Origin of the sequence: Streptomyces sp. NPDC052023 (genome assembly GCF_044548465.1) — a bacterium.
Taxonomy (GTDB): Bacteria; Actinomycetota; Actinomycetes; order Streptomycetales; family Streptomycetaceae; genus Streptomyces.
The window spans coordinates 210,385-234,649 of sequence record NZ_JBIUBW010000001.1 but is presented as its reverse complement, the minus strand read 5'-3'; the positions used below and the strand labels follow the sequence as shown (position 1 = coordinate 234,649).

General features: G+C 70.9%; 22 protein-coding genes and 1 riboswitch. Of the genes, 17 read left to right on the top strand and 5 right to left on the bottom strand.

The genetic code is table 11. The features are described 5' to 3' along the window. The first annotated feature begins 131 nt into the window (after window positions 1-131). Window positions 132-1,394: an Ig-like domain-containing protein gene (locus ACIHCM_RS01055; protein ID WP_399887444.1), complete on the top strand. Its 1,263-nt coding sequence runs from the start codon at window positions 132-134 to the stop codon at window positions 1,392-1,394. Between the two features lie 41 nt (window positions 1,395-1,435). Here the strand turns inward: ACIHCM_RS01055 and ACIHCM_RS01050 are convergent, their stop codons facing one another. Further along, complete coding sequence (locus tag ACIHCM_RS01050) at window positions 1,436-1,837, bottom strand: hypothetical protein (RefSeq protein ID WP_399887442.1); 402 nt, start codon at window positions 1,835-1,837, stop codon at window positions 1,436-1,438. A gap of 192 nt (window positions 1,838-2,029) precedes the next feature. On the opposite strand from ACIHCM_RS01050, the gene ACIHCM_RS01045 reads away from it, so the two are divergent. From ACIHCM_RS01045 to ACIHCM_RS01020, 6 genes are all read left to right on the top strand, one after another. After that, window positions 2,030-2,650: a heme-copper oxidase subunit III gene (locus ACIHCM_RS01045; RefSeq protein ID WP_393107765.1), complete on the top strand. Its 621-nt coding sequence runs from the start codon at window positions 2,030-2,032 to the stop codon at window positions 2,648-2,650. A 64-nt stretch (window positions 2,651-2,714) separates the two neighbouring features. Continuing rightward, window positions 2,715-3,527: a c-type cytochrome gene (locus ACIHCM_RS01040; RefSeq protein ID WP_399887440.1), complete on the top strand. Its 813-nt coding sequence runs from the start codon at window positions 2,715-2,717 to the stop codon at window positions 3,525-3,527. Beyond that, on the top strand, window positions 3,524-4,573 hold the full coding sequence (locus ACIHCM_RS01035; protein ID WP_399887438.1) for a Rieske 2Fe-2S domain-containing protein: 1,050 nt from the start codon (window positions 3,524-3,526) through the stop codon (window positions 4,571-4,573). Before ACIHCM_RS01040 ends, ACIHCM_RS01035 begins: the two co-directional genes overlap by 4 nt. Continuing rightward, window positions 4,570-6,207 (top strand): cytochrome bc complex cytochrome b subunit, encoded by a 1,638-nt coding sequence (locus ACIHCM_RS01030; RefSeq protein WP_399887436.1) that lies wholly within the window; start codon window positions 4,570-4,572, stop codon window positions 6,205-6,207. Before ACIHCM_RS01035 ends, ACIHCM_RS01030 begins: the two co-directional genes overlap by 4 nt. A 138-nt stretch (window positions 6,208-6,345) precedes the next feature. Beyond that, window positions 6,346-7,410, top strand: coding sequence for an anthranilate phosphoribosyltransferase (trpD, locus tag ACIHCM_RS01025; protein ID WP_399887434.1), 1,065 nt, complete (start codon window positions 6,346-6,348; stop codon window positions 7,408-7,410). A gap of 84 nt (window positions 7,411-7,494) precedes the next feature. Next, a riboswitch (SAM riboswitch) is annotated at window positions 7,495-7,611 on the top strand. Window positions 7,612-7,774: 163 nt separating this feature from the next. Next, window positions 7,775-9,136 (top strand): aminotransferase class V-fold PLP-dependent enzyme, encoded by a 1,362-nt coding sequence (locus tag ACIHCM_RS01020; RefSeq protein ID WP_399887432.1) that lies wholly within the window; start codon window positions 7,775-7,777, stop codon window positions 9,134-9,136. 8 nt (window positions 9,137-9,144) lie between these two features. Here the strand turns inward: ACIHCM_RS01020 and ACIHCM_RS01015 are convergent, their stop codons facing one another. Both ACIHCM_RS01015 and ACIHCM_RS01010 read right to left on the bottom strand, forming a co-directional pair. Continuing rightward, complete coding sequence (locus ACIHCM_RS01015) at window positions 9,145-9,426, bottom strand: Lrp/AsnC family transcriptional regulator (RefSeq protein WP_393107777.1); 282 nt, start codon at window positions 9,424-9,426, stop codon at window positions 9,145-9,147. Further along, complete coding sequence (locus tag ACIHCM_RS01010) at window positions 9,423-10,208, bottom strand: rhomboid family intramembrane serine protease (protein WP_399887429.1); 786 nt, start codon at window positions 10,206-10,208, stop codon at window positions 9,423-9,425. Before ACIHCM_RS01010 ends, ACIHCM_RS01015 begins: the two co-directional genes overlap by 4 nt. A 173-nt stretch (window positions 10,209-10,381) precedes the next feature. Here ACIHCM_RS01010 and ACIHCM_RS01005 point away from each other — a divergent pair, with 173 nt between their 5' ends. The 9 genes from ACIHCM_RS01005 (at window position 10,382) to ACIHCM_RS00965 (ending at window position 19,679) form a co-directional block, all read left to right on the top strand. Then, a complete protein-coding gene (locus ACIHCM_RS01005) occupies window positions 10,382-10,621 on the top strand; it encodes a hypothetical protein (RefSeq protein WP_030679496.1) in 240 nt (79 codons plus the stop codon). Between the two features lie 35 nt (window positions 10,622-10,656). Continuing rightward, window positions 10,657-12,006 carry an NYN domain-containing protein gene (locus ACIHCM_RS01000; protein WP_399887427.1) on the top strand — a complete coding sequence of 450 codons (1,350 nt, stop codon included), beginning with the start codon at window positions 10,657-10,659 and terminating at the stop codon, window positions 12,004-12,006. A 240-nt stretch (window positions 12,007-12,246) separates the two neighbouring features. Further along, on the top strand, window positions 12,247-13,281 hold the full coding sequence (locus tag ACIHCM_RS00995) for an NlpC/P60 family protein (protein ID WP_399887425.1): 1,035 nt from the start codon (window positions 12,247-12,249) through the stop codon (window positions 13,279-13,281). A 247-nt stretch (window positions 13,282-13,528) separates the two neighbouring features. Continuing rightward, window positions 13,529-14,551 (top strand): NlpC/P60 family protein, encoded by a 1,023-nt coding sequence (locus ACIHCM_RS00990; protein WP_399887423.1) that lies wholly within the window; start codon window positions 13,529-13,531, stop codon window positions 14,549-14,551. A gap of 33 nt (window positions 14,552-14,584) precedes the next feature. After that, a complete protein-coding gene (locus tag ACIHCM_RS00985; RefSeq protein WP_399887421.1) occupies window positions 14,585-15,757 on the top strand; it encodes a hypothetical protein in 1,173 nt (390 codons plus the stop codon). A 72-nt stretch (window positions 15,758-15,829) separates the two neighbouring features. Continuing rightward, entirely contained in the window at window positions 15,830-16,240 is a 411-nt protein-coding gene (locus tag ACIHCM_RS00980; RefSeq protein WP_399887419.1) for a VOC family protein, read from the top strand. A gap of 133 nt (window positions 16,241-16,373) precedes the next feature. Then, entirely contained in the window at window positions 16,374-18,761 is a 2,388-nt protein-coding gene (locus tag ACIHCM_RS00975; RefSeq protein WP_399887417.1) for an ATP-binding cassette domain-containing protein, read from the top strand. Window positions 18,762-18,868: 107 nt separating this feature from the next. Beyond that, a complete protein-coding gene (locus tag ACIHCM_RS00970) occupies window positions 18,869-19,243 on the top strand; it encodes a helix-turn-helix transcriptional regulator (protein WP_399888670.1) in 375 nt (124 codons plus the stop codon). A gap of 10 nt (window positions 19,244-19,253) precedes the next feature. Continuing rightward, window positions 19,254-19,679 (top strand): VOC family protein, encoded by a 426-nt coding sequence (locus tag ACIHCM_RS00965; RefSeq protein ID WP_393107792.1) that lies wholly within the window; start codon window positions 19,254-19,256, stop codon window positions 19,677-19,679. Here ACIHCM_RS00965 and ACIHCM_RS00960 read toward each other — a convergent pair. Then, window positions 19,648-20,934 carry a glycosyltransferase 87 family protein gene (locus tag ACIHCM_RS00960; RefSeq protein WP_399887414.1) on the bottom strand — a complete coding sequence of 429 codons (1,287 nt, stop codon included), beginning with the start codon at window positions 20,932-20,934 and terminating at the stop codon, window positions 19,648-19,650. The two genes, ACIHCM_RS00965 and ACIHCM_RS00960, sit on opposite strands and share 32 nt — an antisense overlap. Window positions 20,935-21,113: 179 nt before the next feature. Here ACIHCM_RS00960 and ACIHCM_RS00955 point away from each other — a divergent pair, with 179 nt between their 5' ends. Next, window positions 21,114-22,256, top strand: a complete 1,143-nt coding sequence (locus ACIHCM_RS00955) for a glycosyltransferase family 4 protein (protein WP_399887412.1) — start codon at window positions 21,114-21,116, stop codon at window positions 22,254-22,256. A gap of 63 nt (window positions 22,257-22,319) precedes the next feature. Here ACIHCM_RS00955 and ACIHCM_RS00950 read toward each other — a convergent pair whose 3' ends face one another. Further along, entirely contained in the window at window positions 22,320-24,116 is a 1,797-nt protein-coding gene (locus ACIHCM_RS00950; protein WP_399887410.1) for an AMP-dependent synthetase/ligase, read from the bottom strand. Window positions 24,117-24,265: the final 149 nt, after the last annotated feature.

Sequence of the window (24,265 nt, the reverse complement as noted above, 5' to 3'; positions counted from 1 at the left end):
GCGCTCCAGGAGCCCGGACTCTCCGCCAAGGAGGGTCCGGGCTCCTTCAATTTCGGTGTTTCACACCAACCGAGTCCCTCGTACGGATGACTCACCGCGCCGAGGTTGACGAATCTTCCTAGCGTGAGGGCATGAGCCACTCCTCGCGCACCCGCATGGTCGCCGGTTGCACGCTGGTGGTGATCGCCCTCGGCGCGGGCGTCACCGCCTGCAGCAGCGACGGCAACCCGCTGTCCGCCACCCCGTACGACGCGGCGGAGCAGATCTCCTTCAACGGCCCCACCAAGGCCGGGAAGAAGGCCGACCCGGACAAGCCCCTGGAGATCACCGCAGAGGGCTCTGACGGCCGGATCACGGACGTCACGGCCACGGACGCCGACGGGCGGCACGTCTCGGGCGAGCTCTCCGCCGACGGCACCCGCTGGCACAGCACCTCGGCGCTGGCCGCCGACGCCCACTACACGGTCCGGGTGAGCACCGAGGACGAGGACGGGGCGCCCGGCCGGCGGGTCGTCACCTTCGACACCGGCAAGCCCCGCACCCAGAAGCGGCTGAACGTCACCTTCGGCCCCGAGGCGGGCAAGTACGGCGTGGGCCAGCCCATCACCGCCGACCTGAGTCAGCCGGTCAAGGACAAGGCGCAGCGCGCGATCGTCGAGCGAGGCCTGAAGGTGGCCTCCAGCCCTGTCGTGGAGGGCTCCTGGCACTGGGTCGACGACAAGAAGCTCCACTACCGGCCCAAGGAGTACTGGCCGGTCAACGCGACCGTCCAGGTGCGCAGCAACCTCGACGGCATCAAGATCAGCGACCGCCTCTGGGGCGGCGCCGCGAAGCCTCTGAAGATCACCACGGGGGACCGGATCGTCGCCGTCGCGGACGGCGCCAGCCACTACATGACGGTCTACAAGAACGACAAGGAGATCAACTCCATCCCGATCACCATGGGCAAGCCCGGCTTCGAGACCCGTAACGGGGTCAAGGTGGTCATCGGCAAGGAGTACTTCGTACGCATGCGCGGCACCACGGTCGGCATCGCCGCGGGCACCTCGGAGTCGTACGACCTGCCCGTCTACTACGCCACCCGGGTGACCTGGAGCGGCGAGTACGTGCACGCCGCCCCCTGGTCCGTCGGCGACCAGGGCTCCGCCAACGTCAGCCACGGCTGCGTCGGGATGAACACCAGCAACGCCGCCTGGTTCTACGAGACCGTCCGCCCCGGCGACGTCGTCAAGGTCGTCAACTCCTACGGCCACACGATGGAGCCGTTCGGCAACGGCTTCGGCGACTGGAACGTCGAGTGGGCGAACTGGCGCAAGGGCAGCGCCCTGGTCACGGGCAGCCCCGAGGGGCCCGCGGAGACGGAGCGGGTGCGGCTTCAGCCTCAGACGGTCTGACGGACGGCCGGCCGGACGGCGACGCCCCCGTGATCAGCCCCTCAGGTGTTCGCAAGCCTCTTCTGCCGCAGCAGGGAGGCCAGGGCCGTCGCGAACTCCACCGGCTCCACCGGCAGCGTCACCGCCGCGTCGGCCCGGCTCCAGGTGGCCAGCCACGCGTCCTGCGGCCGCCCGATGAGCAGCAGCACCGGAGGGCAGTCGAACACCTCGTCCTTGATCTGCCGGCAGACGCCCATGCCCCCCATGGGCACGGCCTCACCGTCCAGGACGCAGACGTCGATCCCGCCCTTCTCCAGTTCCCTGAGGACGGCGCCGGGGGTGGCACACTCCACGTACTCCACCACCGGCACGTCCGGCGCGGGCCGCTTACCGGCGGCCAGCCGCACCTGGGCGCGGGTGTGGGAGTTGTCGCTGTAGACCAGCACCGTGGCGGTCGGCTGCATGCTTCCTCCGAGACGTCGGCGTCGTACGCAAAGGCCGGGACGGAACGGCCCGATGCGGCGGATGCTACTCCCTTCAACACCTCGTCAACACCGGTTCGGGCACGCCTTCCCTGGGCCATCCGGGCAGTACACACGCTGCGGACACTCCGAACGGCACCCCCCGGAGTGAGGGCGGGATAAGCGACCGACATAATGTCGGTCGTGGCGACAGCAACGACAGTAGATACCGGGCACGCGCACCCGTCGGTCAACCGGCCGAACCTCACCAGCGTAGGAACCATCATCTGGCTGAGTTCCGAGCTGATGTTCTTCGCGGCCCTCTTCGCGATGTACTTCACCCTGCGATCGGTGACCGGTCCCGAGTTCTGGCAAGAGAAGGCCTCGGCCTTGAACTTCCCGTTCTCGGCGACCAACACCACGATCCTGGTGCTCTCCTCCCTCACCTGCCAGCTCGGCGTGTTCGCCGCCGAGCGCGGTGACGTCAAGAAGCTCCGGATGTGGTTCATCGTCACGTTCGTGATGGGTGCGATCTTCATCGGCGGCCAGGTCTACGAGTACACCGAGCTGGTGAAGCACGAGGGCCTCTCGCTCTCGTCCGACCCCTACGGTTCGGTCTTCTACCTGACCACCGGCTTCCACGGCCTGCACGTGACGGGCGGACTCATCGCCTTCCTGCTGGTCCTCGGCCGTACCTACGCGGCCCGGAGGTTCACCCACGAGCAGGCGACCGCCGCCATCGTCGTGTCCTACTACTGGCACTTCGTCGACGTCGTCTGGATCGGCCTCTTCGCCACGATCTACATGATCAAGTAGCCGGGACCCGCTCCCGCGCATTCCAGAAGACTCGACGCTGAAGATCCTGACACCGGGGTAATCCGTGAAAAAGCTCTCCGCACGACGACGCCATCCGCTGGCGGCGGTCGTCGTCCTACTCCTTGCGCTGGCGGCCACTGGGGGGCTGTACGCCGTGTTCGCGCCCGCGGACAAGGCGCAGGCCGACGAAACGGCCCAGTCCCTCGCCATCGACGAGGGCAAGAAGCTCTACGCCGTCGGCTGCGCCAGCTGTCACGGCACCGATGGTCAGGGCACCTCCGACGGTCCCAGCCTGGTGGGCGTGGGCGCCGCGGCCGTCGACTTCCAGGTGGGCACCGGCCGTATGCCTGCGGCGACCTCCCAGGGCGCCCAGCTCCCGAAGAAGAAGGTCGTCTACACCCAGGCGCAGATCGACCAGCTCGCCGCGTACATCGCCTCGCTCGGCGCCGGTCCGGCCATCCCGACCGAGGAGCAGTACGGCACGGAGGGCGCGGACATCGCCGAGGGCGGCCAGCTGTTCCGCACCAACTGCGCGCAGTGCCACAACTTCACCGGCAAGGGCGGTGCCCTCACCCGGGGCAAGTACGCGCCGTCCCTCGAAGACGTCTCCCAGAAGCACCTCTACGAGGCCATGCAGACGGGCCCGCAGAACATGCCCTCCTTCCCCGACACGGTGCTGACCGAGCAGAACAAGAAGGACATCATCGCGTACCTGGAGGCGGTCAACAGCTCCGAGACGGAGAGCCCCGGTGGTCTCAGCCTGGGCGGCCTCGGGCCGGTCAGTGAGGGCCTCTTCGGCTGGATCTTCGGCCTCGGCGGCCTGATCGCCGTCGCCGTGTGGGTCGCCGCCCGGACCGCAAAGGCCAGGAAGTCATGAGTAGCCAAGACATTCCAGAAGAGAAGCTGCCCGCCAGGCGGGCCGGCGAGGTAGACGTCGCCGACGAGAAGAACCCCTTCGCCGACCCGGGACTGCCCCCGCACGAGCACCGGATCCAGGACATCGACGAGCGGGCCGCCAAGCGGTCCGAGCGCACGGTGGCCCTGCTGTTCACGCTGTCGATGCTGGCCACGGTCGCCTTCATCGCCGCCTTCGTGGCGATCCCGATCGACAAGTCGATCTACATCTGGCCGCTCGGGCACATCAGCGCACTGAACTTCTCGCTCGGGCTGACCCTGGGCCTCGCGCTGTTCTGCATCGGCGCGGGCGCGGTCCACTGGGCCCGCACCCTGATGTCCGACGTGGAGATCGCCGACGAGCGTCACCCGATCGCCGCCTCGCCCGAGCTCCGCGCCAAGGTCCACGCGGACTTCAAGCAGGGTGCCAAGGAGTCCGCGCTCGGCCGCCGCAAGCTGATCCGCAACACGATGTTCGGCGCGCTCACGCTGGTGCCGCTGTCCGGCGTCGTCCTGCTGCGCGACCTGGGCCCGCTGCCCGAGGACAAGCTCCGCCACACGCTGTGGAAGAAGGGCAAGCTCCTCGTCAACATGAACACCAACGAGCCGCTGCGTCCCGCGGACGTCATCGTCGGCTCGCTCACGTTCGCCAAGCCGGAGGGCCTGGAGGAGCACGACCACGACTTCAACAACGAGATCGCCAAGGCGGCCCTGATGATCGTGCGGCTCCAGCCGGGCGACATCAAGGACAAGCGCGAGCTCGAGTGGTCGCACGAGGGCATCGTGGCGTACTCGAAGATCTGTACGCACGTGGGCTGCCCGATCTCGCTGTACGAGCAGCAGACGCACCACGTGCTCTGCCCCTGCCACCAGTCCACCTTCGACCTGTCCGACGGTGCCCGGGTCATCTTCGGCCCCGCCGGGCACGCCCTTCCGCAGCTGCGGATCGGTGTGAACGACGAGGGTTACCTCGAGGCGCTCGGCGACTTCGAAGAGCCCGTCGGTCCTGCATTCTGGGAGCGCGGATGAGCACTACGACCACCTCCGATTCCCGCTCCCGCGGGAAGGCACCGGCCGGCGAGCGCGTCGCCGACTGGGCCGACGGCCGGCTCGGGATCTACTCCCTGGCCAAGGCCAACATGCGCAAGATCTTCCCGGACCACTGGTCCTTCATGCTGGGCGAGATCTGCCTCTACAGCTTCATCATCATCATCCTCACGGGTGTGTACCTGACGTTGTTCTTCCACCCGTCGATGAACGAGGTGGAGTACCACGGCAGCTACGTCCCCATGCAGGGCGTGCTGATGAGTGAGGCGTACGCCTCCACGCTGGACATCAGCTTCGACGTGCGCGGCGGTCTGCTCATCCGGCAGATCCACCACTGGGCGGCGATCATCTTCCTCGCCGGCATGTTCGTGCACATGATGCGCGTCTTCTTCACCGGCGCGTTCCGCAAGCCGCGCGAGATCAACTGGCTGTTCGGCTTCCTGCTGTTCGTCCTCGGCATGTTCACCGGGTTCACCGGATACTCGCTCCCGGACGACCTGCTCTCGGGCACCGGTGTCCGCTTCACCCAGGGCGCGATCCTGTCCGTGCCGATCGTCGGCACGTACATCTCGTTCTTCCTGTTCGGCGGGGAGTTCCCGGGCACCGACTTCGTGGCCCGCTTCTACTCGATCCACATCCTGCTGCTGCCGGGCATCATGCTCGGTCTGGTGGTCGGCCACCTGATCCTGGTCTTCTACCACAAGCACACGCAGTTCGCGGGCCCCGGCAAGTCCAACAAGAACGTCGTGGGCATGCCGCTGCTGCCGGTCTACATGGCCAAGGCCGGAGGCTTCTTCTTCCTGGTCTTCGGCGTCATCGCGGCCCTGTCCGCCATCGCGACCGTCAACCCGATCTGGGTGCTGGGCCCCTACCGTCCGGACCTGGTGTCCACCGGCGCCCAGCCCGACTGGTACATGGGCTTCGCCGAAGGCCTCGTCCGGGCCATGCCCGGCTGGGAGATCGACTTCTGGGGTCACACCCTGGTCCTGGGCGTGTTCGTCCCCCTGGTGCTCTTCGGCGTGTTCCTCGCGGTGATCGCGTTGTACCCGTTCATCGAGTCGTGGATCACCGGGGACAAGCGCGAGCACCACATCCTCGACCGGCCGCGCAACGCCCCGACCCGTACCGCCTTCGGTGTCGCCTGGGTCACCGCCTACATGATCATGTTGATCGGTGGTGGCAACGACATCGTCGCGACCCACTTCGATCTGTCGATCAACGCGGTCACCTGGTTCGTCCGGATCGGCTTCTTCGCCGGACCGGTCATCGCGTTCGTCGTGACCAAGCGGATCTGCCTCGGCCTCCAGCGCCGGGACAAGGACAAGGTGCTGCACGGCCGGGAGACCGGCACCATCAAGCGCCTGCCGCACGGTGAGTTCATCGAGGTCCACGAGCCGCTCAGCCAGGAGGCCCTGTACACGCTCACGGCACACGAACAGTACGAGCCGGCCGCGATCGGCCCGGCGGTCGACGAGAACGGTGTCGAGCGCAAGATCACGGGCTCCGAGAAGCTGCGCGCCAAGCTCAGCAACGCCTACTACGGTGAGGACGCCCAGATCCCCAAGCCGACCGTCGACGAGTACAAGGAGATCACGAGCGGCCACGGCCACCACTGATCGCTGCACTCGCCACGCCACGGCGCAGGGCCCCGTCCGGTGTTCGGACGGGGCCCTGCGCCGTCCCCGGGGCTGGATAGGGTGGACCTAGTTCGAGACACGTGTTCCGTGCTACGGGACTGGACCCAGGAGCGGCTGATGAGCGCTGTGACCCCCGCTGGAGGCGACACCGCGGCGGGCCGCTCCTGGCCCGCCCTGCTGAACGGCCTGCTGGACGGCCGTGACCTCAGCGCGGACGACACCGCCTGGGCGATGGACCTGATCATGCGGGGCGAGGCCACGGACGCGCAGATCGCCGGGTTCGCGGTGGCGCTGCGGGCCAAGGGCGAGACCGTCGAGGAGATCAGCGGGCTCGTGCGGACGATGTACGAGCACGCGAACGTCATCGAGGTGCCGGGGGAGACGGTCGACATCGTCGGGACCGGCGGCGACGGCGCGAAGACGGTGAACATCTCCACCATGTCCGCGATCGTCGTCGCCGGCACGGGCGCGAAGGTCGTCAAGCACGGCAACCGGGCGGCCTCCTCCGCCTCCGGGGCGTCCGACGTGCTGGAGAAGCTGGGCGTCAACCTGCAGCTGACGCCCGGGCGGGTCGCCGAGGTCGCCGAGGAGGCGGGGATCACCTTCTGCTTCGCGGTGAAGTTCCACCCGGCGCTGCGTCATGTGGCGGCGGCGCGCGGGCAGTTGGGCATCCGGACGACGTTCAACTTCCTGGGCCCGCTGACGAACCCGGCGAAGGTCAAGGCGCAGGCGGTGGGAGTCGCGGACCTCAGGATGGCTCCGATCGTCGCCGGTGTCTTCGCCGAGCGCGGCAACTCCTCGCTGGTCTTCCGCGGCGACGACGGCCTCGACGAGCTGACGACCACGTCGACGTCCCGGGTCTGGGTGGTCCGCGACGGCAAGGTGACCGAGGAGACCTTCGACCCGCGCGAGGCCGGCATCGACCTGGTGCCGGTGGAGGCGCTGCGCGGTGCGGACGCCTCCTACAACGCCGAGGTCGCCCGGCGCCTGCTGGACGGCGAGCCGGGTCCCGTCCGGGACGCGGTGCTGCTGAACGCGGCGGCCGCGCTGGTGGCGCTGGCGCCGGGCGACGGGCCGCTGGCCGAGCAGATCCGCGCCGGGGCGGCGAAGGCCGCGGAGGCGATCGACTCGGGCGCGGCCAAGCGGGTGCTCGACCGCTGGGTGGCGGCGAGCAACGCCTGACGCCGCAGGAGGTGACGCGGGGCGCGGTCCGGATTCTGGACCGCGCCTTGCGAGCCGAAGATCATGTGGCAAGATGCTGCACCAGGTCATGAGCGACAGCTGAAAGGCCCCGGCCGGCTGTCCGGCAACCCTCCGTCCGTGGCGGGGTGCCCCGGGTGAAGACCAGGTCGCAGGCAGCAAGGCCCGCGACAAGCGCGGACCCCTCGCGTCACCAGGGGTCCTGGTCGTTCGAGGGAGCCTTCCGTGAGCAAGCGAATGCGCTAGGGCCGCAGAGCCCCGCCTCCGCATCCCCTTTTCTCTTCGTCACCGCGCTCGAGCGTGCCGCTCGCGCGGTGATCTCCGCCTGCCTCACGGGAGTACACCCATGTCCGTCTTCACCGCTGCCGCCGACCAGTCCGTCTGTGCCCCGCTGCCCGTTCTGGGGCGGGACGTCACCGTCCCCCTCGTCACCGGTGGCGAAGTCACCTACGCCGCTCTCGACTACGCGGCCAGCGCCCCCGCCCTCCAGCGCGTCTGGGACGATGTGGCGGCGTACGCGCCCTACTACGGCAGCGTCCACCGGGGTGCCGGCTACCTCTCCCAGCTCTCCACCGACCTTTTCGAGAACGCCCGCAGGACCGTCGCCGACTTCCTCGGCTGCCGCGACGACGACCAGGTGGTCTTCACCCGGTCCACCACCGACTCGCTCAACCTGCTCGCCACCGCTCTGCCCGCCGGCTGTCAGGTCTTCGTCTTCGAGACCGAGCACCACGCCTCCCTGCTGCCCTGGCGGGACGCCCAGGTCACCTACCTCGACGCCCCGCGCACCCCGCAGCAGGCCGTGACGACCCTGGAGCGCGCGCTGGCCGGCCGTGACCCGCACGGTCCGGCCCTGGTCTGTGTCACCGGCGCGTCCAACGTCACCGGCGAGCTGTGGCCCGTGCCGGAGCTGGCCGCGGCCGCGCACGCGCACGGCGCCCGGATCGTGCTGGACGCCGCCCAGCTGGCCCCGCACCACCCGGTGTCGGTCCGGGACCTGGACGTCGACTGGGTCGCCTTCTCCGGGCACAAGCTGTACGCCCCGTTCGGCGCCGGTGTCCTCGCCGGCCGTGCCGACTGGCTGCGCGAGGCCGAGCCGTACCTCGCGGGCGGCGGGGCCAGCCGCCAGGTCGCCCGGCGGGCCGACGGCGGGGTCGACGTCGAGTGGCACGACAGCGCCGCCCGGCACGAGGCGGGCTCCCCGAACGTCATCGGCGCCTACGCCGTCGCGTCGGCCTGCAAGGCGCTCACCGAGGCCGGCCACGACGCCCTCGTCGCCCGGGAGCAGTACCTGATCCAGAAGGTCCGCGACGGCCTCGCCGGGGTTCCCGAGGTCCGGATCCTGTCGCTGTTCGGCGACGACGCCCCCCGCGTCGGCGTGGTCTCCTTCGTCGTCGACGGCTGGAACAGCTCGCACTTCGCCGCCGCCCTGTCCGCCGAGTACGGCATCGGCGTCCGGGACGGGCTCTTCTGCGCCCACCCGCTGGTGCGTACCCTGCTCGGCAGCGATCCGCAGACGCAGGGCGAGTGCGGCGCCCCCGAGGCGGCTCCCGGCGAGAAGTCGCTCAACGCCATCCGGGTGAGCTTCGGGGCGGGGACGCCGGACGAGCATGTCGAGCGGTTCGTCGGGGCGGTGCGGGAACTGGTCCGCGACGGTGCGAAGTGGAACTACCGCACGGTGGACGGGCGGTGTGTCCCCGCCGTGTGATCAAGCGCCTAGTTGTCCAGGCCGATCGCGAACGCCGCCTCCAGGTCGTGCTGGGAGTACGTCCGGAACGCCACGTGGGTGTCCGTGGCCTCCACGCCGGGGATCTTGCTGATGCTGCCGGGAATGACGTCGGCGAGGTTCTCGTGCTGCTTCACCCGGACCATGGCGATCAGGTCGTAGGTGCCGGTGACGGAGAAGACCTCGCTGACGGAGTCCAGCGCGGCGATCTGCTCGGCGATCTCGGGGATCCGGTCCACGCTGGTCTTGATGAGGACGATCGCGGTGATCACGGCTGGTTCTCTCCCTCGGGGGCCGGAGCTGGGGCGGGCTTCACTCTAGTCGCCCGCCCGTCGCCCACCACCGTCGTGCCCAGGCCGCGCCCGGTGCCCCTCCTTCTCCCGAATCGCGCCCACGCGTAAGCGAAGCCCAGGCCGAAACCGACCAGGTGGGCCAGATAGGCCACCCCCGGCCCGCTGGACGCCCGGCCCGCCGCCAGCCATTGCAGGGCCACCCAGAAGGGCAGCACCACCCAGGCCGGGAACCGCAGCGGCAGGAAGAACAGGAACGGCAGGAGGCTGGTCACCCGGGCCCGGGGGAAGAGGAACAGAAAGGCACCGAGCACCGCCGAGATCGCCCCCGACGCGCCCACCAGGGACTGCTCGGAGTCGGCGTTTGCCACCGCGTACCCCAGCAGCGCGAGGTAGCCGCAGCAGAGATAGAAGAGGGTGAACTCGATGCGGCCCATCCGCTCCTCGGTCATCACGCCGAAGACGTAGAGGAAGAGCATGTTGCCGAGCAGATGCACCCAGTTGCCGTGCACGAAGAGGCCCGTCGCCGGGGTGAGGACGGCCCGGGGGGAACCCTCGAACAGTTCTGCGGGCACCACCCCCCAGTGGCGGAAGTACTCCCGCTGCGCGGCGAGCAGGTCGTCGCCGAGGCCGTACACCGGATTGAGGCCCGAGGCGGGGCCGATCAGGAAGATCAGGCAGCACAGGGCGATCAGTGCGTACATCACCGGCGCCTGCCGGGGGCGGCCCGCCCGGCGGCCCAGCGTGCTCCAGAAGCTGATCATGAACACAGAGCATGACGTAAGCGGACGCAACCGCACAGACCGCCTCGCCGCCCGGGAGGGGCGGGCGTCGAGGACCCGCCAGGCCGTAGGGTTACGAGCCACAAGCTCCAGGGAAACTGGCGCATCACGGAAGCTACGCATCACCGAAACTAGAAGGAAAGCGAACAGCCACGATGACGGTTCCCCTGCCGACGGACACCACGCGGTGGCGCTGCACCCTCTGCGGCAATCTGACGCGCTTCGACGTGACGCGCTCCTCGAAGGTCGTCGAGTACGTCCATCTCGACCTCGCCGGTGAGCCGAAGGTCGAGGAACGCGAGGTGGTCAGTGAGACCATCGAGTCGGTGCGGTGCCGGTGGTGCAACGCCGTGGATCAGGTGGAACTGGTGGACAGGCCGGGCGCCGGCTCCTGACAGGGAGCGGCCCCGCAGGGGTAATGGGGTGACGGATGGTGGAGACCGCAGGCGGGGGGCCGGGCGACGGCGCCGCTGAGGTGCTCGACCGCCCCCTGCCCGAAGGGGTGCGCCGGAAGGTCGTGCAGATCGTCTCCGACGGCTTCGGCGGGCTGACCATGGCCGAACTGCCCGCACAGCTACGGCAGTACGCCCGTTTCGCCCCGAATCGCCGGGCCAAGTTCGCCGGTAACGCGATGGCCGCGGCGCTGGAGACCGACCCGCTGTTCCGGCAGCGTATCGGCGAGAAGTTCCGCGAGACCCAGCCCGAGCTGGCCGGTGCCCTCGCCTCCGGATCGCCGCCGCCGGCCGCCGACCCGCTGGACGTGGCGGCCGCCGCCTATGTGCTGCGCCCCGTCGGCTGGGTCAAGCTGGTCGCCGCAGCCGGCGAGGAGGCCCAGCGGGCCGACGCCGAGCGGGCCGACGAGGAGAACCGCGCCGAACTGGAGCGGCTGCGTGCCGAACTCGCCGCCGCCCGCGACCACACCCGCACCGAGACCGAGCGGCTGCGCGCCGAACTGGAGGGGGCGCGCAAGGAAGCCGAATCGCTTCACCGCAAGCTGCGCGCCGCACTCAGCGACGTCAAGCGCGGTGAGGCGGCGCTGCGCAAGGTGCACAGCGAGATGGAGGCCGTACGCGCCGAGGGGCACACCCAGGTGTCCGCCGCCGAGAGCGAGACGCGGCGGCTGAAGGCGCGGCTGGGGGAGGTCGAGGCCGCCCTGGAGGCGACCCGGCGGGCCGCTCGCGAGGGGCGCAGCGTCGAGGACATGCGGGTGCGGCTGCTGCTCGACACCGTGCTGGACGCGGCGCAGGGCCTGCGCCGGGAACTGGCGCTGCCGCCGGTGTCCGTACGCCCGGCGGAGACCGTGGACGCGGTCGAACCGGGACGAATGACCCCGAAGGACATCGCCGCACGGGCGTTGTCCGAGAACGACCCCGCCATCCTCGACCAGCTCCTCGCGCTGCCGCAGGCCCATCTGGTCGTCGACGGCTACAACGTCACCAAGACCGGCTATCCCCAAATGCCCCTGGAGAAGCAGCGGCTGCGGCTCCTCGGGCAGCTCTCGCAGCTCGCCGCGCAGTCCGGCGCCGAGGTGACCTGCGTCTTCGACGGCGCCGAGCTGGCCGCGCCGGTGCTGCTGGCGCCGCCGCGCGGCGTGCGGGTGCTGTTCTCCAAGCCGGGTGTCACCGCCGACGAGTTGATCCGCCGGCTGGTGCGGGCCGAGCCGCCCGGGCGGCCGGTCATCGTCGTCTCGACCGACCGTGAGGTGGCGGACGGGGTGGCGCGTGCCGGGGCGCGGCCGGTGGCCTCCGCGGTGCTCCTGAAGCGGCTCTCGCGCAGTTGACGCGCGCCCCTTGCGCAACCTGAACACCAACCGCGCAATATGCCCCGGGAATGCCCGAATTGACGGGACCGTCACGCAACGTAGCGTCAACACGCATCACTACACGTGAGTTGTAGGTAAAGGATGCGCTCGGTCACCGAGATTTTTCATGTGAGGATTTGATCTGATCACAGCTGGGTCACTAGGGTCTGGCTTCGAACCTCCGATCGGGTGATCACTCACAAGAAGGAGATTGCCCCCGTGGCGTCCCATCGTCGACCCAAGCAGCCGAGTCGCACCCGTGTGACCGTGCTGACCACCGCAGCCGCCGCTGCCGTCGCCCTCAGCTCGCAGGCCGCCAACGCCGCGCCGAGCGAGAAGCCGAGCAAGGACGAGGTCAAGGCCAAGGTCGACAAGCTCTACGAGGAGGCCGAGCAGGCCACCGAGAAGTACAACGGCGCCAAGGAGAAGCAGGAGAAGCTCCAGAAGGAGATCTCCACCATCCAGGACAACGTCGCCCGGGGCCAGGAAGAGGTCAACGAGCTGCGCGACGGCCTGGGTTCGATGGCCAGCGCCCAGTACCGCTCGGGCGGCATCGACCCCTCCCTGCAGCTGTTCCTCTCGGCCGATCCGGACGACTACCTCGACAAGGCCTCCACGCTCGACCAGTTGAGCGCCCAGCAGGTCGACGCGCTGAAGAAGATCCAGGAGAAGCAGCGCGAACTCGCGCAGGACCGTGCCGAGGCCTCGGACAAGCTCAAGGACCTCGCCGCCACCCGCACCGAGCTGGGCAAGAAGAAGAGCCAGGTGCAGGGCAAGCTCGCCGAGGCGCAGAAGCTGCTCAACTCCCTCACCGCCGCCGAGAAGGCGGCCCTGGCGGCCGAGGAGGAGCGCGCCAGCCGCGCCAGCGAGCGCACCGCCCTCGGCGGCTCCAGCGCCCCCGCCACGGGCCGCGCGTCCTCGGCCTACGGCGCGGCGCAGAGCAAGATCGGCTCGCCCTACGTCTACGGCGCCTCCGGCCCGTCCTCGTTCGACTGCTCGGGCCTCACCTCCTGGGCCTTCGCCCAGGCCGGCATCCAGATCCCGCGCACCTCGCAGGCGCAGGCCAACGCCGGCACCCGGATCTACTCGCAGAGCGACCTCCAGGTCGGCGACCTGGTGATCTTCTACGGCGACCTGCACCACGTCGGCTTCTACGCGGGCAACGGCCAGGTGCTGCACGCCCCGCGCTCCGGCACGGTCGTCCGCTACGAGTCGATCAACAACATGCCGTACCAGTTCGGCGTCCGGATCTGAGGGCCGTAAGGCCGCTTCAAGATCAGGACACCGTGCCGCCCGTTCGGGCGAATTACGGGAACGGGCTGTGACCCCACACCCCGCCGATGACCTGCGTCAGCGGCGGGGTGTCACGTTGTGTGCCCGCCGAGGTCTTTGGCCGGTGCCCCACGGCGGGGCTACTGTCTGCCGCGTTTCCCCCACGACCGGGCCGCCGCCCGGGGCCGGGGGATTTTCCTGTCCGCCAGTGGAAGGAGCGCGGCTTCCCGTGGGGTCCCATCGCCGCCTTGCACCGTCCGGGTTCGACCGGGGCGCCTGCGTGGCCCGTCTCGCCGTCGGCGTGCTGTCCGCCGCCGCGGCCGCTGTCGGCGCCGTACCGGCGCAGGCCGTTCCGCACGACGACACCCGCGCCGAGGTCGACCGCCTCTACGCGGAGGCAGAGAAGGCCACCGAGGCCTACAACAAGGCCGACGAGCGCGCCGACGCGCTGCGCGGACAGGTACACCGGGCGCAGGACCGGACCGCCCGCCAGCAGGAGCGCATCAACTCCATGCGGGACGCGCTCGGTTCGCTGGCCGGCGCCCAGTACCGCTCCGGCGGCCTCGACCCCTCCCTGGCGCTGCTGTTCTCCGACGACCCGGACGACTACCTCGACAAGGCCGCCGCCCTCGACCGGATCAGCCTGCACCATGCCGGGCAGCTGAGGGACCTCCAGGAGGCCATGCGCGAACTCGCCCAGGAGCGCGCCGAGGCCGCCGGGAAGCTCGGCGAACTGGAGAAGAGCCGCAAGGCCGTCGCCTCCCACAAGCGCACCGTCGAGCAGAAGCTCGCCAAGGCCCGCGCGCTGCTGAACGCCCTCCCGGACGGGGAGCGCGCCGCCTACGACCGGGCCTCCCGCTCCGGCCGCTCCGGCATGCCCGGACTCGGGGAGGACACGCCTGCCTCGGGCCGTGCCGCCGCCGCGGTCGCCGCCGCCCGCGCCGCGCTCGGCAGGCCGTACGTCTGGGGCGCGGCGGGCCCGACCGGCTTCGACTGCTCCGGCCTGATGCAGTGGTCGTACGCCCAGGCCGGGATCGCGCTGCCGCGCACCTCGCAGGGCCAGCGTGCGGCCGGGCGCCAGGTGTCGCTCTCCGAGGCCCGGCCCGGCGACCTGATCACCTATCGGTCCGACGCCAGCCACGTGGCCATGTACATGGGCGACGGCCAGGTCGTCCACGCCCCCTACCCGGGCGCGCCGGTGCGCTACGACCCCGTCGGCATGATGCCGGTCTCGGGGGTCACCAGGGTCTGACCGGGCGGCGCCGGTCCCCGTACGATCGGGGACGTGGCTGGTCGAAGGCGGGCGTCGGGTTCCTCGGTGGTGGCGCTCTGTCTGCTCCTCGTCGCCCTGGTCGGCTGCGGCGGCGGGCCCGTGGCCGACACCGCCCGGGACGAGGTGCAGCGGCTGCTCGACCGGCGGGCGGCCGCGGTCCTCGGCCGTGACGAGGGCGGATACCGGCGGACCGGGTCGGCGGCCGGGTTCGCCGCGGTGCGGGCGCTGCCGCTGGCGGACTGGTCGTACCGGGTCACGGGGCTGCATCGCACCGCCGGCCGGGCCACCGCCGACGCCGAACTGCGGTACCGCATCGACGGCTTCGACAAGGCGCCCGTGACGGCCAGGCGCACCGTGGAACTGACCCGGGGCGCGGACGGCCGGTGGTCCGTCACCTCCGACCGGCCCGCGCCGCAGTACCCCGAGCAGCTGTGGGACCGGGGGGCGGTGACCGTCGTCCGGGGCGCGCACACCCTGGTGCTCGGGGCCGGGCAGTCGCAGCAGACGCTGAGGGCCTACGCGGACCTGGGCGACCGGGCCGTCCCCGCGGTGTCACGGGCGTGGGGCACGGAGTGGAGCGGTCGCGTCGTCGTGCTCGTACCGGAGTCGCTGGAGGCGATGGCCGCGCTCCTCGCCTCGCCCGCCTCCTCGTACCGGGGGATCGCGGCCGTGACGACCGGCGAGACGGGAGCGCCACGGGCGCCCGCCGACCGGATCATCGTCAACCCCGAGGCGTACGGTGCCCTGGGGGCCGACGGCAAGCAGGTGGTCCTCACCCACGAGACCACCCATGTCGCCACCCGCGCCCACACCGGCACCCGCACCCCGCTGTGGCTGTCCGAGGGGTACGCCGACTGGGTCGGCTACCGCGACAGCGGCCGTGCCCCGGCCGAGGCCGCGCCGGAGCTGGCGCGCGCGGTGGCCGCCGGGAACGTTCCGTCCGCACTGCCGGACGACGCCGCCTTCGGCTTCTCCGGCGACGCGACCGCACTGGCCGAGGCCTACGAGGGCGGCTGGCTGGCCTGCCGGCTGATCGCGCAGCAGTGGGGCGAGGGACGGCTCGGCGAGTTCTACCGGGCCGCCGGGGCCAACGGCCCGGACACCGCCATGACGGACGTCCTGGGCACCTCACCGCGGGAGTTCACGCGCCTGTGGCGGGAGTATCTGCGCGCCGAGCTCGCCTGAGGCGGAGCGGGTTTCGGGACCGGTCAGGAATCGAGAAGCCGTGGCGGGTGGGGCACGTCTAGCGTGACGGGCATGGAGATATCCCTTCGCGCGAGCTTTCTCCCGCACGCCGATCCTGACGCCTCCCTGGCCTTCTACCGGGACGCGCTCGGCTTCGAGGTCCGTGGCGACGTCGGGCACGAGGGGATGCGCTGGATCACGGTCGGTCCGGTCGGGCAGCCCGGCACGTCCCTGGTGCTGGAGCCGCCGGTCGCCGGCCCCGGCGTCACCGAGGACGAACAGCGCACCATCGTCGAGATGATGGCCAAGGGCACCTACGCCGGGATCCTGCTCGCCGCGCCCGACCTCGACGCCGTCTTCGCGCGGCTGCGCTCGCGTGACGCCGAGATCGTCCAGGAGCCCGCCGAGCAGCCGGACGGCTTGCGGGACTGCGCCGTCCGCGATCCCGCGGGCAACCTGATCCGGATCCAGGAACGTGGCTGAGCCGCCGACCTGGGCGGACGTCCGGGCCGGCGAAGCACCGTCCCACACGATGACCGAAGCTGGTTGGATCGGGCCAGGCGACGCCGGCGGAGCCCGCGACGGCGGCCCCCGCCCCGACAGAGGAGACACGAGCATGCCCACACGACAGAACACGCAGTCGCCTGCGCCGCACGCCGCCGACAGTCACGACATGATCCGCGTGCACGGCGCGCGCGAGAACAACCTCAGGGACGTCAGCATCGAGATCCCCAAGCGCAGGCTGACGGTGTTCACCGGCGTGTCCGGCTCGGGCAAGAGCTCGCTGGTGTTCGACACCATCGCCGCCGAGTCGCAGCGGCTGATCAACGAGACGTACAGCGCCTTCGTGCAGGGCTTCATGCCGACGCTGGCGCGGCCCGAGGTCGACGTGCTCGACGGGCTGACCACCGTGATCAGCGTCGACCAGCAGCGGATGGGCGCGGACCCGCGCTCCACCGTCGGCACCGCCACCGACGCCAACGCCATGCTGCGGATCCTCTTCAGCCGCCTCGGCGAGCCGCACATCGGTCCGCCCAGCGCGTACTCCTTCAACACGGCCTCGGTCCGGGCGAGCGGTGCGATCACCGTGCAGCGCGGCGCCAAGACCAAGGCCGAGAAGGCGACCTTCGAGCGCACCGGCGGTATGTGCACCCGCTGTGAGGGCCGCGGCACGGTCTCCGACATCGACCTCACCCAGCTCTACGACGACTCCAAGTCGATCTCCGAGGGCGCCTTCACCATTCCCGGCTGGAAGTCCGACAACGTCTGGACCGTGGGCCTGTACGCCCAGTCCGGCTTCCTGGACCCGGACAAGCCGATCAGCAGGTTCACCAAGAAGGAGATGCAGGCCTTCCTCTACGGCGAGCCGACCAAGGTGAAGGTCAACGGCGTCAACCTCACCTACGAGGGCCTGATCCCCAAGATCCAGAAGTCCTTCCTGTCCAAGGACAAGGAGGCGATGCAGCCGCACATCCGGGCGTTCGTGGAGCGGGCCGTCACCTTCACCGTCTGCCCCGAGTGCGACGGCACCCGGCTCAGCGAGGGTGCCCGCTCGTCGAAGATCAACCAGATCAGCATCGCCGACGCCTGTGCCATGGAGATCCGCGACCTGGCCGAGTGGGTCCGCGCGCTCGACGAGCCCTCGGTGGCCCCGCTGCTGACCGCTCTCCAGCAGACCCTCGACTCGTTCGTGGAGATCGGCCTCGGCTACCTCTCGCTGAACCGGCCGTCCGGCTCGCTGTCCGGCGGTGAGGCACAGCGCGTCAAGATGATCCGCCACCTCGGCTCCTCGCTCACCGACGTCACCTACGTCTTCGACGAGCCCACCGTCGGGCTGCACCCGCATGACATCCAGCGCATGAACGACCTGCTGCTGCGGCTGCGGGACAAGGGCAACACGGTGCTCGTGGTGGAGCACAAGCCGGAGGCCATCGCGATCGCCGACCACGTGGTCGACCTCGGCCCCGGGGCCGGTACGGCGGGCGGCACCGTCTGCTTCGAGGGCACCATCGAGGGCCTGCGGGCCAGTGGCACCGTCACCGGCCGCCACCTCGACGACCGGGCGTCCCTGAAGGAGTCCGTGCGGACACCGAAGGGCACGCTGGAGATCCGCGGCGCCACGGCGAACAACCTGCGGGAGGTGGACGTCGACATCCCGCTCGGGGTGCTGTGCGTCGTCACCGGTGTCGCCGGATCCGGCAAGAGCTCGCTGATCCACGGCTCGATCCCGGCCCGCGAGGGCGTGGTCTCGGTCGACCAGAGCCCCATCCGCGGCTCCCGGCGCAGCAACCCGGCGACGTACACCGGACTGCTGGACCCGATCCGCAAGGCGTTCGCCAAGGCCAACGGCGTCAAGCCGGCCCTGTTCAGCGCCAACTCCGAGGGCGCCTGCCCGACCTGCAACGGCGCCGGTGTCATCTACACCGACCTGGCGATGATGGCCGGTGTGGCCACCCCTTGCGAGGACTGCGACGGCAAGCGGTTCCAGGCGGAGGTGCTGGAGTACAAGCTCGGCGGGCGCGACATCAGCGAGGTGCTCGCGATGCCGGTGGCGGAGGCCGAGGAGTTCTTCGGCTCCGGCGAGGCGGCCACGCCCGCCGCCCACAAGATCCTCGACCGGCTCGCGGACGTCGGACTGGGCTACCTCACCCTCGGCCAGCCGCTCACCACGCTGTCCGGCGGCGAGCGCCAGCGGCTGAAGCTGGCCACGCACATGGCCGACAAGGGCGGCGTGTACGTCCTCGACGAGCCCACCACGGGCCTGCACCTCGCCGACGTCGAGCAGCTGCTCGGCCTGCTCGACCGGCTCGTGGAGTCCGGGAAGTCGGTCGTCGTCATCGAGCACCACCAGGCGGTCATGGCGCACGCCGACTGGATCATCGACCTCGGCCCCGGCGCCGGCCACGACGGCGGCAAGATCGTCTTCGAGGGCACGCCGGCCGAACTGGTGGCCGCCCGCTCCACCCTCACCGGTGAGCACCTCGCGGCCTACGTCGGCAGCTGACCCCTTCCCACGGCGGCCCCACGCACGGGGGGCCGCCGTGGGAGACTCCTCGGGTGAAACGGCAGGAACTCGACGACCTCGTCCGGCTGCGGCGGGCCCGCGACCGGATGGACCGCGACTACGCCGAGCCGCTCGACGTCCCGGCGCTGGCGCGTGAGGCCCTGATGTCACCGGGGCACTTCTCCCGCAGCTTCCGCGCCGCCTACGGCGAGACGCCGTACAGCTATCTCATGACCCGCCGCATCGAACGCGCCAAGGCGCTGCTGCGGCGCGGTGACCTCACGGTGACCGAGGTGTGCTTCGCGGTCGGCTGTACGTCGCTCGGGTCGTTCAGCTCGCGCTTCACGGAGCTCGTCGGGGAGACACCGAGCGGTTACCGCGCCCGCGCCCATGACGACGGCGCCGCCATCCCGGCCTGCATCGCCAAGATCTACACCCGGCCGGTCAGGAACGGAGAAGCCGGCCGCGTCGATCGGCCGTAGCCTCGACCGCATGGATCTCACGCTTTCCACCTGCTTCATCGCCGTCGACGACCACGACAAGGCGATCGCCTTCTACCGCGACGTGCTCGGCCTGGAGGTGCGCGCCGACGTCGGTTTCGAGGGCATGCGCTGGGTGACCGTCGGGTCGCCCGCGCAGCCGGACATGAGCCTCGTACTGGAACCGCCCGCCGCCGACCCGAGCACCTCGCCGGCCGACAAACAGGCGCTGGCGGAGCTGATGGCCAAGGGCCTGCTGCGGGGCGTCATCTTCACGACGGAGGACTGCGACGCCACCTTCGAGCGCATCAGCGCCGCGGGCGCGGAGGTGCTCCAGGAGCCGATGGACCAGCCCTACGGCGTCCGCGACTGCGCCTTCCGCGACCCGGCCGGCAACCTGCTGCGCTTCAACCAGCCTCTCGGGAAGCCCGGGAACTGAGCGCGCCCCGGGCGCCGCCGAGGGATCCGCCCTCCGCGTCCAGGGGACCCGCCGTCCGGCCGGCCCGCCGCTCGACGCCGGTGTGCCGTGCGGCGAAGGGTTCCCGCCGCCGGGACACCGTCGAGCGCCACAGCTCGCGGGCCGCGACGAGGGCGGCCAGCACCAGCAGGCCGTTGCGGACGAACAGGAGGGTGACGCCGAGGAGGTCGCCCGCGACGACGTGCGAGAACCACAGCGGGAACTCCAGCGTCGTCACGAAGGACGCCGCGAGCACCAGGGCGGCCGGCACGCGCATCCCCGACCCGCGGAAGCACAGGCAGACGGCCGCGAGCCCGACCAGCCACACCATGTACTGCGGGCTGATCACCCTGCTCGTGGTCGTGAACATCAGCACGGCCACGAAGGCGGCGTCCGCCGGTGTCCGCGGCAGCGACCGCGCGGCCGCCAGCCGCCACCGCAGCAGCCAGCCGAAGGCGATCCCGGTCAGCACCAGGGCACCGGTGCTCACCAGGTCGACGTACGGGCCGAGGAACTCCACCGAGCCGTAGTTGAGCAGCACCTGCCCCTCCCAGCCGTGGTGCCGCGCCACCTGGAAGACCAGTGCTCCGAGCGACTCCACCTCGGTGCCCCGGTCCCGCTGGAAGGTCAGGAACGCGAAGGCGCCCGGCATGGCCAGGGCGAACAGCGCGGCCAGCGCCCCCGCGGTCAGCGCCGCCGCGGCCCACGCCCGGCGCCGCACGGCACCGATCAGCAGCAGCACCGGCCACACCTTCAGCATCGCCCCGAGGCCGGCGAGCACCCCCATGAGCCGGGGGTGGCGGGCACCCGCGAGCAGCGCTGCCACCGCGACGGCCGTGACCATCACGTCGTAGCGCGCGTACACCGTCGGCCCGAGCAGCGGGACGCCCACCGTCCACAGCCAGGCGCCGCGTACCGTCCGGCCGGCCCGCCGGCCCGCCCTCAGCAGCAGGGCGAGCACCGCCAGGTCGGCCAGGAGGACGAGGGCGAAGAACGCGTGCGCGTAGTCGAGGAAGAACAGCGCGGCAGGGGCGAGGATGGCGAGGGCGGCGGCGGGCGGGTACTGCCAGGTGACGTCGTCCAGCGGGAACGTCCCGGTGCGCAGCACCTCGTACCAGCCCTGGTAGATCACCCAGACGTCGCTCGTGACGTCCGGGCCGGGAAAGACGTACGCCTTGAGGACGAGGAGGAGAAGCAGCAGCCGGGTCGGTACCCAGAGCGCGAGGGGTCCCGTCACGGATCGCGTCGCGAACGTCCTGTCCACCTGCGCCCCTCGTTCGTCTCGCTGCGGCCTCCGGCGCGCCGGCCCGCCGCTGTCACCGGCCGACGGGGCCATGATCCCCCGGCCGCCCGCACGCGAGCGGTGCAGCGCGGCCGTGCCGAGCCGCGAGTGTACGTTCGGTAGGGTCGGCGCTGATGCGCAAGACCTTGATCGTGACGAACGACTTCCCGCCCAGACCCGGCGGCATCCAGGCGTTTTTGCACAACATGGCGCTCCGGCTGGATCCCCACCGGTTCGTCGTCTACGCCTCGACCTGGAAGCGGAGCCGGGAGGGCGTCGAGGCCACCGCCGCCTTCGACGCCGAGCAGCCCTTCACCGTCGTACGCGACCGGACGACGATGCTGCTGCCGACGCCCGCCGCGACCCGGCAGGCCGTCGCGCTGCTGCGCGCGCACGGGTGCACGTCGGTGTGGTTCGGTGCCGCGGCACCGCTCGGGCTGATGGCGCCGGCGCTGCGCCGGGCGGGTGCCGAGCGGCTGGTCGCCACCACCCACGGGCACGAGGCCGGTTGGGCCCAACTGCCCGCCGCCCGGCAGCTGTTGCGCCGGATCGGCGACTCCACCGACACCCTCACCTATCTCGGCGAGTACACCCGCTCACGGATCGCGGGGGCGCTCACCCCTGACGCGGCCGCGCGGATGACCCAGCTGCCGCCCGGCGTCGACGAGAAGACCTTCCACCCCGGCTCCGGGGGCGACCGGGTGCGGGCCCGGCTCGGGCTCACCGACCGGCCCGTCGTCGTGTGCGTCTCCCGGCTGGTGCCGCGCAAGGGGCAGGACACGCTGATCCTCGCCATGCCGCGCATCCTGGCCGACGAGCCGGACACCGTGCTGCTGATCGTCGGCGGCGGCCCCTACGAGGGAGAGCTGCGCAAGCTGGCGCGGGAGACCCGCGTCGAGGACTCCGTCGTCTTCACCGGATCCGTGCCCTGGTCGGAGCTGCCCGCCCACTACGGCGCCGGTGACGTCTTCGCGATGCCGTGCCGCACCCGGCGCGGCGGGCTCGATGTCGAGGGGCTCGGCATCGTCTACCTGGAGGCGTCCGCGACCGGGCTCCCGGTCGTCGCCGGGGACTCCGGGGGCGCTCCCGACGCCGTGCTCGACGGGGAGACGGGGTGGGTCGTGCGCGGTGGCTCGGTGGAGGACACCGCCGACCGGATCGTCACGCTCCTCGGCGACGCCGGACTGCGCCGCCGGATGGGGGAGCGGGGGCGCGCGTGGGTCGAGGAGAAGTGGCGCTGGGACCTGCTCGCCGAGCGCTTGAAGGAACTGCTCTAGACATGGCACGGCGCGGGTCCCGGCGACCGGGCACCCGCGCCCTGAGGGTGCGTCACACACCCGCTACTTCTGGTAGATCGCCTCGATCTCGCTCGCGAAGTCCTTCGCCACCACGTTCCGCTTCAGCTTCAGCGAGGGCGTGAGGTGACCGGAGTCCTCGGTGAACTGCGAGTCCAGGATGCGGAAGCTGCGCACCGACTCCGCCTTGGACACCGCCGCGTTGCCGTCGTCGACGGCGGACTGGATCGCCGCCAGCAGGTCGGGGTCCTCGCGCAGGGAGGCGGCGGTGGAGCCGGCAGGCTTGCCGTGCTCGGCCGCCCAGCGGCCCAGGAACTCCTCGTCGAGGGTGATCAGCGCGCCCACGAACGGCCGCGCGTCGCCGACCACCATGCACTCCGCGATCAGCGCGTGCGCCCGGATGCGGTCCTCGATCACGGCCGGCGCCACGTTCTTGCCGCCCGCGGTGACGAGGATCTCCTTCTTGCGGCCGGTGATCCTGAGATACCCGTCCTCGTCGAGGGTGCCGATGTCGCCGGTGTGGAACCAGCCGTCGGCGAGGGCCTCCTCGGTGGCGCCCGGGTTGTTCCAGTACTCCTTGAACAGGTGCTCGCCGTGCAGGAGTACCTCACCGTCGTCCGCGATCCGCACCACCGAGCCCGGGAGCGGCTGGCCGACCGTGCCGATCTTCTGCCGGTCCCAGGGGTTGAAGGCGGTGGCGGCACAGGACTCGGTCAGGCCGTAGCCCTCCAGGACCGTGAAGCCGATGCCGCGGAAGAAGTGGCCGAGGCGCTCGCCGAGCGGGGCGCCGCCGGAGATGGCGTACTCGCCACGGCCGCCGAGGACCGCGCGCAGCTTGCCGTAGACGAGCTTGTCGAAGACCTTGTGCTTGATCCGCAGGCCCATCGTGGGGCCCGAGGGGGTGTCCAGGGCCTTGCTGTAGGCGATGGCGGTGTCGGCGGCCTTGTCGAAGATCTTGCCCTTGCCGTCCGCCTGGGCCTTGGCGCGGGCCGAGTTGTAGACCTTCTCGAAGACGCGCGGCACCCCGAGGATCAACGTCGGCCGGAACGCGGCCAGTTCGTCGGTGAGGTTCTTGATGTCCGGGACGCAGCCCAGCTTGATCGGCGCCACCATCGGGGCGATCTGCACCATGCGGCCGAACACGTGTGCGAGCGGCAGGAAGAGCAGCACACTGCACTCGCCGGTGCGGAACAGGGGGCGCAGGCGTTCGACGACGTTGCCGCACTCCGCGAAGAAGCTGCGGTGGGTGAGGACACAGCCCTTGGGGCGGCCGGTGGTGCCGGAGGTGTACACGATCGTCGCGGGGTCGTCGGCCTTCGCCAGTGAGCTGCGCTCCTCGACCGCCGCGTCACTGACGTCGTGGCCCAGGCGGCCCAGTTCGTCGATGCCGCCGCCCTCGATCTGCCAGACGTGCTTGAGCTCGGGCAGCCCGTCGCGCACCGACTCCAGGGCGGCCGTGTGCCCGGCCGTCTCGACGACGCAGGCGGTCGCGCCCGAGTCGCTGAGGATCCACTGCACCTGCTCCGGCGAGCTGGTCTCGTAGACCGGCACGGTGACCGCGCCCGCGCTCCAGATCGCGAAGTCCAGCAGTGTCCACTCGTAGCGGGTGCGGGACATCAGCCCGACCCGGTCGCCCGGCTGCACGCCGGAGGCGATCAGGCCCTTGGCGGCGGCCCGGACCTCGTCGAGAAAGGCGACGGCCGTCACGTCCTGCCAGGCGTTGCCCACCTTGCGGGCGATCACGGCGACGTCCGGATGCTGCGCGGCGTTCCTGCGGACGATGTCCGTCAGGTTGCCGTCCGAGGGGACCTCGTACAAAGCCGGAAGGCTGAACTCGCGCAAGACTGCTGCTCCTCATAGGGCGCCGGCGCCACGACGTTGTGTGATGCGACGGTCCGGTCCAAGGCTCGGGCAGGGTGCTCAGGATCCGGCGGGAGCCGGTGGATCCCGCTGGCTGAAAACCTGAGCACGAATGGACTGCCCGGACGTTA